Annotated in this window: 6 protein-coding genes; all 6 read right to left on the reverse strand. The window is 74.5% G+C overall.

Features of this window, described 5'->3' with window-relative positions; genetic code table 11:
• Positions 1-170: 170 nt before the first annotated feature.
• Positions 171-3,212, reverse strand: coding sequence for an FxSxx-COOH system tetratricopeptide repeat protein (gene fxsT, locus ACFWBB_RS33920; RefSeq protein WP_385280302.1), 3,042 nt, complete (start codon positions 3,210-3,212; stop codon positions 171-173).
• A gap of 130 nt (positions 3,213-3,342) precedes the next feature.
• Positions 3,343-5,148 carry an aKG-HExxH-type peptide beta-hydroxylase gene (locus ACFWBB_RS33925; RefSeq protein ID WP_385280305.1) on the reverse strand — a complete coding sequence of 602 codons (1,806 nt, stop codon included), beginning with the start codon at positions 5,146-5,148 and terminating at the stop codon, positions 3,343-3,345.
• The gene (locus tag ACFWBB_RS33930; RefSeq protein ID WP_385280389.1) at positions 5,145-6,401 is read right to left on the reverse strand and encodes an FxsB family cyclophane-forming radical SAM/SPASM peptide maturase; all 1,257 of its coding nucleotides are present in this window, start codon (positions 6,399-6,401) and stop codon (positions 5,145-5,147) included. The genes ACFWBB_RS33925 and ACFWBB_RS33930 overlap by 4 nt, the downstream gene beginning before the upstream one ends.
• Positions 6,402-6,714: 313 nt before the next feature.
• Positions 6,715-6,918: an FXSXX-COOH protein gene (locus ACFWBB_RS33935; RefSeq protein ID WP_385280308.1), complete on the reverse strand. Its 204-nt coding sequence runs from the start codon at positions 6,916-6,918 to the stop codon at positions 6,715-6,717.
• A 26-nt stretch (positions 6,919-6,944) separates the two neighbouring features.
• Entirely contained in the window at positions 6,945-10,613 is a 3,669-nt protein-coding gene (locus ACFWBB_RS33940; protein ID WP_385280311.1) for an SAV_2336 N-terminal domain-related protein, read from the reverse strand.
• 7 nt (positions 10,614-10,620) lie between these two features.
• A complete protein-coding gene (locus ACFWBB_RS33945) occupies positions 10,621-11,643 on the reverse strand; it encodes an AAA family ATPase (RefSeq protein ID WP_385280314.1) in 1,023 nt (340 codons plus the stop codon).
• Between the last annotated feature and the right edge of the window lie 80 nt (positions 11,644-11,723).

Genomic DNA, 11,723 nt, shown 5'->3' on the forward strand with positions numbered 1-11,723 from the left:
GCCCACCACCGAGACCGACACCCCCCTGCTCGTCGGCAGCGTGATATGCGTCTCAGAGAGCGGGTGCGGTCCGGGGCGGTGCGGTCCGGGGCCGGGCGGTCCGGGGCGGGGCGGTCCGGGGCGGGCGGGGCGGTCCGGGGCGGGCGTCGGCAGCCCGCCTCGGTGAGCGGTCAGATGACCTGGGGTTCGAAGTCCCAGTAGGGGCGGTTGCGGGAGCGGGCCGAGACGGTGTGCGGGTGCTTGCTGCCGAGCGTCGAGTCGAGGTCCGAGAGGGCCTCCTGCTCGACCTTCTCCGCCTGCCGCCGGTCCCGCAGCCCGCGCAGGTCCGCAGCGTGCGCGATCCGCGCGGACAGCGTCAGCGGGTGGGTCCGGCCGAGCGACTCGACGGCCCGGGTCACCGTGTCCCGGCTGAGGTCGGCGGCGCTCTCGGTGTCACCGACGATGTTGCGCAGGGCCGACGCGTTGAGGGCGCAGCCCAGCGTCCAGGGATGGTTCTCGCCCATCGCCTCGGTCATCGCCGCGAGCGCCTGCTCCAGAAGGACGTGGCCGGCCTCCCGCTCCCCGACGTTGCGCAGGATCAGTGCCTGGTTGGCGCGGGCGCCCGAGACGAAGGGGTGCCCGTCGCCGAGCATCACCTCGTAACGCGCGGCGACGGCCTCGCTGAGCTCGCGGGCCCGGTCGATGTCGCCGTGCTCGCGGGCGTAGCAGCTCTGGGCGGTGGCGAAGATCAGGGTCAGCGGGTGCGTCTCGCCCAGCACCCGCTCGCCGCGCTCCAGCACGCTGGTGAGCAGTTCCCCGGGCTCCTCCCAGTCGGCGCCGCGGTCGCGGCCCCGGTCCCGCTCGCCCAGGCGGTACCGGCACAGCGCGAGGTTGTGCTCGGCGCTGAGCGTCTGGGGGTTGTCGCGGCCCATCACGAGCCGGCTCTCCCGCACGTTCTTCGCCTGGATGGACTCCGCCTCCGCGTAGCGGCCGAGCAGCCGCAGGTCGATGGCGTAGTAGATCTCGGAGCCGAGCGTCCACGGATGGCGGGCCCGCAGCAGCACCCGCCGGGACTCCAGGGTCTGCCGGTCGATGTCCAGGGCTTCCTGGTAGCGCCCGAGCAGCCGCAGCGAGACAGCCAGGTTGTTCAGCGAGTTGATGCTGCGCGAGTCCTGCTCACCCAGCAGGTCGCGGTATCCGACCAGGACCCACTGGGAGAGTTCCAGTGCCTCGTCGTAGCGGCCGAGGCCGCGCAGGTCGGCGGCGAGACCGGCCGCGGCCCGCAGATGCTCCAGGTCCTGGGGCCCGCGCTCCGCCTTCAGGTGCTCGGAGGCGGCGCGGCTGAGGGCCTCGGTCCCGGCGTAGTCGCCGACGGCGCGCAGCAGGTTGGTGTAGTGGTAGCTCAGCTCCCAGATCCTGGGGTGGGTGGGGCCGAGCAGCTCGCGCCAGGCCTCCATCGCCCGCTCGCCGAGCTTGATGCCGGCGTTGTACTCGCCGGAGAAGTACATGTAGCGCAGGCAGTTGAAGACCAGCCGCTGGACGGCCGGGTCCTGGGTCTGGAGCACGTCCGCGTACTTCAGATGCGGCACGATCTGGGCGTATCCCGGCCACAGGTCGGGGTCGGTGGGCCGGCGCGGGTCGGCCGCGGCGAGGGCCTGGCGGACGACGTCGATGAACTCCTTGCGGTCCGCGTCCGGCATGTCCTTGTGCACGATCTGGTGGACCATGCGGTGCAGGTACAGCGACTCCCCGGAGGCGGCCGCCTCGTCGCCGAGCGCTTCGTGGGACTCCAGTCGGACCACCGAGTACTGGCGCAGCTGGTTGATCGCCTTGTTCCACAGCAGCGGATCGTTGAGCAGTCCGGCGAGCTGTTCGGGCAGTGCTTCGCTGGACATCTCGCGCAGCAGCCGGACGGGGATGAAACCCGGTGCGAAGAACGTGCACAGCCGCAGCAGGTCGACCGACTCGGGGACGGTGTCACGGAGTTTGTTCAGCAGTATCGACCACGCGGTCTGGAAGGCGAGCGGGAAGTCCGCCGACACCTTCACCACGTCACTGTCGATGCCGCCGTCGAGCAGGGCGATGTACTGGCGCACCGAGAGGTCGGAGTCGTTCAGCCAGCCCGCCGTCTGGTCCAGCAGCAGCGGCAGGTCCTCCAGCGCCTCCGCGAGCTGGTCGGCCTCCACCTCCGTCAGCCGCGGGGCGCGGCGCCGGATGAACGCCACCGACTCGTCGCGGGCGTAGACGGGCACCTCCAGCAGCTTGCTGTTGTGCTCGGTCCATTCCGGGTTGCGGGAGGTGATGATGACGTGGCCGGGGCCGGTGGGCACCAGGTCCCAGATCTGGTCGGGTTCGTCCGCGCCGTCGAGGATCAGCAGCCAGCGGCCGTAGGGTTCGCCGCGGCGCAGCGAGTCGCGGACGGCGCGCAGCCGTTCGCCGTACTCCTGACCGGTCTGGAGTCCCAGTTTCGGGGCGAGTTCGGCCAGCAGCCGGCGGTAGGTCACGCGTTTCTCGGCGTTGACCCACCAGACGACGTCGTACTCGGAGCCGAAGCGGTAGACGTACTCGGCGGACAGCTGGGTCTTGCCCACCCCGGACATGCCGTGGAAGGTGACCACGCCCGCGCCGGGCTCCGCGTTGCGCAGCACGTGATAGGCCTCGTTGAGCAGCGACTCGCGGCCGGTGAAGCGGGTGTTGCGGCGGGGCACCCGGCCCCAGACCTCGGGCATCGCCGCCGGGAACCGGGGCCCGCGGCGCGCGGTGTCGACGGGCTCGGGCAGCGGGTCGGTCGGCAGGTCCAGCCGGTCGAGCAGCCGGCGCTCGGCCTCCTCGGCGCCCATGTTGGTCAGGTTGACCGGGGCGAGGACCGCGGTCGCCGAGGGCACGGGCGCCGAGGTGACGGAGACGGCGGCGAACCGGGACGCGTCGGGGGCGACGACCTCGCGCAGCGCCGAGTTCCACTCCTCCTGCGTGCGCGGGCCGAGTTGGAAGTACCACTCGCTGACGACGATGAGGATGCGGCCCTCGGCGAGTTCCAGGTCGCGCAGCAGGTCGACCAGGGGAACGTCCGCCGGGGAGTCCCAGCGCAGGTACACCACCCGCAGGCCGCGTCGTTCGAGCCGGTCTCCGACCCAGGCCGCCCAGGCCCGGTTGAAACCCGCGAAATGGATCGTGACCGTCTGCCTCGCGGCCCCTCTCCCGGTCGCCCCCACCGGCGTACGAGCTCCAGACATGCAGCGGCCTCCAGCGCGTAGTACCAAAATCCTAGGACCTCGACGCGTCGTGCGTAAGCCCGCCGACTTCATCGACGCGCGCCTCGATTCGCTGATCTTCGCGCACCGGGGTGCCGGTTGCAGGCCATCCTCATTCTTTCGGGCGTGGCAAGGCGGGAGCGTGACGTTGGGTCCACAGATCGCGGGCGGCCCTCACGTACGCCTGTGCCCGGGCGGTGTGGTTCCGGGGCGCCGGACGGTCGGCCATGCGTTCGTAGGTGGCGGCCATCTCGTCGACGAACCGGCGTCCCCGGACGGTCAGGTCGGGCGAGCCGACGAGGGCCGGCAGGGCCGCTCCGACCTGGGCGCGGTAGCGGGCGTGCCGGGACCACGCGTACTCGCTGTCGGGCGGTGCGGTGCGCAGCGCGCGGCGCTGGTAGTAGTCCGCGAGGGCCAGGTGCGAGTAGACCCCCTGGAGGAGACCGTCGTACGGCCGGGGGTCCGTCTTCCAGGGGGCGAAATAGCGCGGTCGCGCGTCGGCGTGATGGAGCCTCACCAGGTCGCCGAGAGCCGCCAGTTTGGCGTGATGCAGTTCGTGGACGAGGGTCTCGGCCAGGGCGAGGGCGTCCTGCGGGGTGCTGGAGAGCAGGGCGCCGAACGCCTCGTGCCGGGTCGCGCTGCAACTGTCCCGCCCCTCCGCGCCGGGCGGCCGCTCCAGCGGGACCAGACAGCGCAGCAGCGCCACCGCCTCGCTCACCCGGTGCGCGCCGCCGGTACGCAGCGCGGCCTCGGTGCCCGCCCAGGCCTGGAGCCAGCGTTTGCAGTCCCCGTCGTCGAGGGTGGCGGGTCCGCCGAGCGTCCGGTGCCGGGGACCGGGCGCGGCCCGGTAGGGATCCACGTCGTCCAGGGACATGGGTCCGGTGGACGAGGTCAGACCGGGCAGGGCGTGCACGGGGGTCCAGGCCAGGGCGCCGGACCAGGCCCCGATCGCGCTCTCCAGATGTACGACGACGTCGGGCGCGTCGGGCTGTCGCACCGTCAGGCGGCCTTCCCGGTGGCTGACGTCGACGGGGACGTCTCCCGAGGCGGCCGTGCGCAGCGAGCCGAGGGAGGGCAGGGTGAGCACGCCGGCGTGGGCGGTCAGCCGGACGGTGAACGCGATACCGGCGCGGGCCGCCGCGACGGCGGCGATGGCGCTGAAGTGCGCGAGGTCCTGCCGGAGCCGACGGGTCCGGTGCTCGTCCGGCGGGCCGCCCCGGTCGTCGAGTCCGTGCAGACAGCTCAGGGCCCAGGGCCCGGTCAACGGGTGGAAGAGACGGGCGCGGGCGGGCGAGAGCACGGCACCGGACCCGCCGTGCGACGCGACCGACGACGGGTGGACGGCCTCCGGAGGTAAGTGCGCTGCGGCCGAGGACGGGTGGACGGCCCCCGGAGGTAAGTGCGCTGCGGCCGAGGACGGGTGAGGGGCATCGGGCGGGAAACGCGGTGCCTCCGACGACCGCTGGAAGGTATCCGGCGGAGGATATGACGCCGACGCAGACGGGTGAACCGTGCCCGGCGGGAACGGCGGTGCGGCCGACGACGGGTGGGCGGTGCCCGGCGGGAGGTACGTCGTCGGGGACCGCGGGTGGGCCGTGCCCGGTGCGGGGTGGGGTGCGCCGGGAGGGGAGTGCGGCGTTCCCCGGGGGTCGGGCGGGACGGCGGCCCGGCGGTGCGCGGTGCCGGGCGGCCGCGGGCGGTCGGCCTCGGCGAGCAGCGCCCAGTCCGCGCGCAGCCGGGCCTTCTGCGCCGGGGAGCACAGCGCGGGGTCCGCCGCCTCGGCCGCGTCGAGCACGGCGCGCAGCAGGAGCAGCCGCCGGGTGTCCTGGTCCCGCACCAGCAGGGCCAGTGTCTCGCGGGTTCCCTCGGTACGGCCGAGTTCCACGAGGGCCCGGTCGGAGACCCCCGGGCGGATCACGGCAGGCCTCCTTCCCGGACGGACGGGACGGAGGCCGGGACGGACGGGACGGAGGCCGGGACGGACGGGACGGAGGCCGGGACGGACGGGACGGAGGCCGGGTCCGCGGCGAGGCGGCCCGCGACGTGGCGGATGAAGCGCTGCAGGTCAGCGCAGTACACGGACGGGTTGCGGAAGCCGTGCCCCGCCCGGTAGCGATGGGCGTAGTGGCCGCCTCCGCAGACGGTCAGCAGAGGGCAGGCCCGGCACTGGTCCGCGAGGGCCCCGGCACCGGCCTGCCGGGCCGCCACCGCGGGATGCCGCAGCGCCTCGTCGAAGGCGTGCCGGAAGACGTCCAGGCCGGTCCGCGCGGCGCCGTCGTACGCGGACTTCAGGGAGTCGACCTGTTCGATCGAGCCGTCGGTTTCCACGACGACCGCGTCGAACGGCGCGAGGCCGAGGGCCTCGGTGGCCGAGGGCAGCCCCAGCAGCAGCGCTATGCACTCCTCGAAGAGGCGGACCCGGGTCTCCCGCCGCCCGGCCCGCCACCAGCGGTCGAAGACGGCGCACAGCCACTCCCCGTGGCGACCGCCCACCCAGTGGGCCGGCGGGGCGGACCAGTTGCCGTGCGGCAGCAGGAGGTCAAGACCGGGCGGCCGCAGGGTGAGGAGGGACTCGTACGTCTCCACCGGGTCCAGCGTGACGTCGACGACGGTGAGGATGCCGGCGTAGGCCTGCGGCGCGTGCTCGGCGACCAGCAGGGCCCCGCGCGCGGCGGCGGGCCAGGAGGGGCGGCCCGCGTGGTCGACGCGGCGCGCGTTGTGCGCGGCGAGGCCGCCGTCGAGGCTGACGCCGATCCGGATGCCGGCCTCGGCCAGGACCGCGATCCGCCGCGCGGTGAGGAGGGTGGCGTTGGTCTGGACGGTGGCGTGGACCGTGCAGCCGGCCGGCGTACGGTCGCGGACCAGGGCGGTGAAGCGGGCCAGCTTGTCGGCGCCGGCCAGCAGGGGTTCGCCGCCGTGCAGGACGAGGGAGACGTCAGTGAGGGCATGGGCGCCGGCATGCTCCGCGATCCGGCTGGCGGTGCGGTCGAGGACCTCGTCGGGGGCCGCCGCGGGGCGCGAACGCCAGGTGGAGTCGGGGCCCTCGTAGAGGTAGCAGTAGGTGCAGGCGAGGTTGCAGCGGCCGTGCGTCTTCACGATGAACTGGCGGAAGGCCTGTCGAGACACTTCAGCACCCCCATGCCTGGGCCCACGAGCCGCACGGGGGCGCATTCCCGGGCGTGCACGGGTCACAAACCCCACCCGCCCGAACTTGTCCGAGTCCTGCACAGAAGAAGCCGCAATCGACGCCGAACGATCGGGGACGCGGGGCTGGGTGCGGGGGAGGCGGCAGTGGCGTCCTCGGAGCGGTGGTGCCCTCGGAGCAGTGGCGTCTAGGACCAGGGGTGCCCTCGGAACGGTGGCGTCTAGGACCAGCGGTGCCCACGGAACGGTGGCGTCTAGGACCAGCGGTGCCCACGGAACGGTGGCGTCCCGGAGCGGTGGTGCCCTCGTAACAGTCGTGCCCTCCGGAGCAGCGGCGTCCTCAGAGTGCCGAGGCGAACCCCCACAGCGGCTCGCTGGTCTGCCCCGCGCGCTCCCGCAGTTCCTCCACCAGCTCCCGCAACACGGGATGGCTGATCGTCCCCAGCTCCGTGAGACCGAGCGACAGCAGATCCGGCAGCGGATCCCCCGCACCGGTGGCCTCGGGCGCCACACTCACCCCCGCGTACCCGTCCTGTGTGTCCATGCCCACCCCTCCCGACTCGGCGACGCTCACTTCGCACGGTCCAGTTCGGCCAGCCGCCGCGCGGTCTGCTCCGCCGTCGGCTCGCCCGTGCCAAGGTGGTCGTCCGGCAGCCTCGACCACTCCGCGCGGGCCAGGCGGTAGGCCTCGCGGGCGGCACGCGGCCGGGCGGCCGCCTCATAGGACATACCCCGCCAGTGATGCGCCTGCGCGCACAACTCGACGGCCTCATGGCGCCGACGGCCGGTTTCGGCCACCCCCTCCGCCTCCCGGGCGGCCTCCGCCGCGTCCCGGAAGGCGTCGACGGCGAGGTCGAGGCGGGCCGGGCGGCGCAGGCTGCGGTACGCCTCGAACTGGACCTGGCCGAGATCCAGGCGGCAGCGCGCGGCCAGCAGCGGATCCCCCGCGTCGGCCGCCGCGAGGCCGAAGAGGTGCTCGGCCTCGCGCAGGTCGACCCGGTCCCCGCGGGCCCGGTAGCGCAGCATCAGCGCGCGGCCGAGCAGCAGCAGCCGGTGGGCGACCTGACGGCTGCCCGCCGGGGTCTCCATCCGGCAGTCCCGCAGGACCCGGATCGCCCGGGACAGCGCGTCCTGGGCCCGCGCCCCGGAGTGGAGCCCGGCCAGCCGCAGCAGGGCCTCGCCCCACTCGGCGAGGATGTCGGCGTGCGCGGGCGCGTCGCGGGACATGCGCTGGGCGGCCTGCTCGAAGCGCTCCGCGGCGGTTTCCAGTTCCGCCGGTTCGCCGGACTCGGCGTAACGGGCCACGGCGATCCGGCCGGCCCGGGCCAGCAAGGCCGCCCGCCGGCCCTGTTCGCGCACCAGGGCGAGGGCCTCGTCGACCCGGGCCTGGGCGTCGTCCAGCGGGCCGCCCGCCTGGAGCAGCGCGTCGACCAGGTCGAGCAGGATGCGCACACGCGCGCGTGCCGACTCGGCGGTGTACGGCTCCGCGCCGGTGTCCAGGGCGTTGCGCAGCGACTGCGCGCCCTGCTCGGCGTAGAGGCGGGCCTGGACGGGGTCGGTGGTGGCGCCGGAGAGGCGCAGCAGGATCCGGCCGTGTTCCAGGGGGAGTTCCGGCGGGCGCAGGCGCCGGTCCGGCCAGACGTCGGCGAAGGCCTCCAGCATGCCGACGGCGCCCTGGAGCAGCGCGCTGTCCCCGCCGAGCCGCCACTGCGCGTCCAGGGCACGCACCCGTTCCAGGGTGAGTTTCAGCGCCTGGTTCTCGTCGAGCCCGGGCGCCGCGCAGGCGACGGCGTACTCCCGGTCGGCTCGGCGCAGCAGGTCCAGGGCGCCGGTGCGGTCACCGCGCCGCCTGCGGTCGGTCGCGGCCGCGTGCAGCACCCGGGCCAGCACGGCACGTTCGTGCAGCCTGCGTGGATGCGCGGTCGCCCGTTCCGCGGCCGCCTCGGCCTCCTGGAGCAGGTCGTCGCCGCCCTGCACCTCCCACAGGCGCAGGGTGCAGGCCGCGTACTCGGCCCACAGCTCGGGGTCGGCGCCCGCCCGCTCGCGCTCGGTGGCGCCGCGCAGCAACTGCACCGCGTCGATGACGTCCTGGATCATGCCCTCGCTGTCGAAGCGTTCGATCAGCGCGCGGGCCCTGCGGACCGCCTGGTGCGGCGGCCGGTCCCCCGTGTGCCCCTGGCCGGTCCGGCCGTCGTGGCTCTCGAACTGCTCGGGCAGCGGCATGAACCGCCGTAGCACGCGGGCCGCGACCTCCGCGAAGGGCTGCGGCACGGGGGCCTCCTCACCGTTGCCGCCATTGTCCCGGTTGTCCCCGTTGTCGCTGTGGTCCCCGTGATCGCCGTGATCGCCGTGATCGCCGTGATCGCCGTGATCGCCGTGATCGCCGTGATCGCCGTGATCGCCGTGGTCCTCGCGGCCCGTGCGCTGGGTCGTGGGCGCGTACGGCCGGCCCGTGCCGCCGTCGCCGAGCTGGGCGAGGGCGAGGGCCGGGAAGTTGGGGCCGCCCTTGCCGAAGCGCTGCTCGATGTACTCCGAGCAGTGCTTGAGCACCAGCATGGCCTCGTCGCGGCCCAGCCGGGACAGCAGGGCCTCACGGACGTCCGGCTCGATGCGGTACCACTGGACGCCGCCGTCGGAGTACTCCTCCGACGCGCGTGTGACCAGGCCGCCGACCAGCACCTCGGCGAGTTCGGCCGGACCCGAGTCGGGCAGCATCGTGCGCTGGACGAGCTGCATCACCGGCAGGCACAGAGGCGCGGCGGCCAGATAGACGGCGAGCCGTCCGGCGGCCGGGGAGGCGCTGGAGCTGAACCTGCTGACCCGTTCGAACGGCGTGCGCCGCCGGTCCGGGCGTGCCGTCGGCGCGGGCGGCTGGTCCGCGCGCACCCAGCCCACGGCCCCCGGAACGGGTCCGGCGCCGGCCCCCGACAACAGCCGGGCCCAGGCGCCGAGGGCGACCGGCTCGGGTGGCAGCACCGGCACCGGCACCGCTCCGCGACGAGCCTCCGCCGGGACGCCCGCCGGGGTGCGGACGCGCAGTGCGGCGGCTCCGCCCAGTGTCTCGCCGCGGGTCAACCGGCAGAACAGCACGGGGAGCCCGGTGCGGTTCCACAGACGTTGCGGCAGCGGCTGGAGCACGGCGACCGGGCCCTGCCGGGAGAGCTGGTGCAGCAGCCGGTGGGCGTGGCCGCTGTGCCACAGGGGGCCCGCGCAGTCGCTGACGAACAGGACGATCCGGCGGCCGGTGGGGTCGCTCAGCCGGTCCGCGGAGTGCAGCGGCGCCGCGTAGGCGTCGGGGCTGCGGCTGACGGCCGGCTCACCGTCGGGACCCTGGTGCAGATGACTGACCTGGATGTCGGAGAAGGCACCCAACTGGCCGAAAACCTGCTGGAGTTCGATGAACAGCCGGTCCCACACGCGCATCGAGGACGAGGCGTCCAGGACCAGTTGCAGCCGGGCGTCGCCCCGGGTGACGGGCCGGTGGACGGGCAGGATCAGGCCGCCCGCCCGTGCGCTGCGTTCCGCCGTCGCCGTCTCGTCGAGCCGCAGACGCAGGGGCGGCGCCGGGCTCCGGTAGCGCTGCAACCGCCGTAACGCGCGCTGGAGTTCGAGCGGGGCAGGCAGGACGGGGGCAGCGGGTACGCCGACCGGCAGCGCGGCGGCCCGTCCCGCCCCACGGGCCTGCGGCGCTCCGTCCCGCGGCACCGGGTACAGGCTCACCCGCCCGTCGGCCCCCACGTCCCGCGGCGGCCGCTCCGACCGCTCGGTCCGCGCACCCTCCGCCCGCCCGCCCGCACCCCGCCCCTGCGAACCGTCGGGCCGGGGCGCGGGGCGGCCGCCGGTCCGGGCGGACGGACCCTCCGGCTCCGGGTCCTCCACCGGCCGGGTCCACCGCGCCAGCCAGATCGCGTCGCACAACTGCGGTACGTCCGGATCGAGCCCGACCGCACGCAGCCGCACGACGAGCTCGGCGAGCGGATCCCCATCGCGCCGCCCGGCCCCCGCACCCTCGCCGGGCACACCGGGATCACCCGGCCCCCCGGAACCACGCCCTCCGGCCGGTCCGGCACCGGAAGTGCCCGGGGTGTCCGGGGCATCGGCAAGCGGGCCGGCGGACGGGACGCCGCCCGGGGCGTCCCGGGCGTCGGTACGCGGGCCGCCGGCCGGGACCGGGCCCGGGGCATCGGGATGGCGGCCGTCCGGCGGTACGGGGCCGTGGCGGGCCGCTGCGTCGGGCATCAGGCCCTCACCTCGGGCGGTCGAGTCGCTGGATGAGCAGGTCGGCCAGGCGGTCACGGCTGGGCGGCGCGGCCGCGTCGGTGAGGTAGATCGCGTTCAACAGCTGGTCCGCCGCGAGCAGTTCACTGCGCGAGCGCTCCAGAAACCGCGTGATCAGGTCGTCCCCCGCGCGTGCCGCCTCGTCACCGAGATGCGCGCGTACGAAGGTGGCGAGCCGGTTGTGGTCCGGGCGCCCCAGCTCCAGATGGAGGCACCGGCGCATCAGCGGGGCCGGGAAATCGCGCTCCCCGTTGCTCGTGAGCACGACGAACGGGAAGGCACGGCAGCGCACCCGGCCGTCCCGCACCCGGACCTTCACGCCGTCGGCGGTCAGCACCTCCGCCTCGCCGTCCGGCAGCCGGTCGGCGATGCGCGCCAGCTCGGGGATCGCGAACTCGCCCTCCTCCAGCACGTTCAGCAGGTCGTTGGGCAGGTCGATGTCGCTCTTGTCCAGCTCGTCGATGAGCAGCACGCGCGGGGTGTCGGAGGGCAGCAGCGCGGTGCCGAGCGGCCCCAGCCGGATGTAGCTGCCGATGCCCTCGACCGCGCCCGGCGAGCCGGCCGCCGACCCGAACCCGCCCTGCGCGGCGATCTGCACGTCCTGGAGCCGGGCGATCGCGTCGTAGTGGTAGAGCCCGTCCTGGAGCGCGGAACGGCTGACTATCGACCAGCGCAGCACGTTGCCGAGGCCGAGTTCGTACGCCACCGAGTGGGCGAGCGTGCTCTTGCCCGCGCCGGGGCTGCCCGTGACGAGCAGGGGGCGGCGCAGATAGAGCGCCGCGTTGATCATCTCCAGCTCCTCGGCGCCCGGCCGGTGCAGCTCCGCCAGGTGCCGGTGCGCGCCGAGCCTGCGGTCCTCGGACCCGTCACCGGAGCCCGCCGCGTCCCTGCTGGTGAAGTCCCGCCAGGGGGGCGGATCGGGCAGCCGCTCGATCCCGTCGTGCGGTTCGCCGGCGCCTCGGTAGATGAGCCACTCACTGGATTCGGTCATGATCCGGTCCTCGTCACTCGTCCACCGCCGCGGCCGCGGCCGTCCGAACGTGCATCACGTTATCCATCCTGGGGGTGCCT

The sequence above is a fragment of the Streptomyces sp. NPDC060000 genome, from assembly GCF_042737375.1.
Classification (GTDB): Bacteria; Actinomycetota; Actinomycetes; order Streptomycetales; family Streptomycetaceae; genus Streptomyces.

Coding starts and splice junctions, on each gene's coding strand:
- ACFWBB_RS33930 (WP_385280389.1), bottom strand. CDS start 6,401: ATGCGCCCCCGTGCGGCTCGTGGGCCCAGGCATGGGGGTGCTGAAGTG.
- ACFWBB_RS33940 (WP_385280311.1), bottom strand. CDS start 10,613: ATGCCCGACGCAGCGGCCCGCCACGGCCCCGTACCGCCGGACGGCCGC.
- ACFWBB_RS33945 (WP_385280314.1), bottom strand. CDS start 11,643: ATGACCGAATCCAGTGAGTGGCTCATCTACCGAGGCGCCGGCGAACCG.
- ACFWBB_RS33935 (WP_385280308.1), bottom strand. CDS start 6,918: ATGGACACACAGGACGGGTACGCGGGGGTGAGTGTGGCGCCCGAGGCC.
- fxsT (WP_385280302.1), bottom strand. CDS start 3,212: ATGTCTGGAGCTCGTACGCCGGTGGGGGCGACCGGGAGAGGGGCCGCG.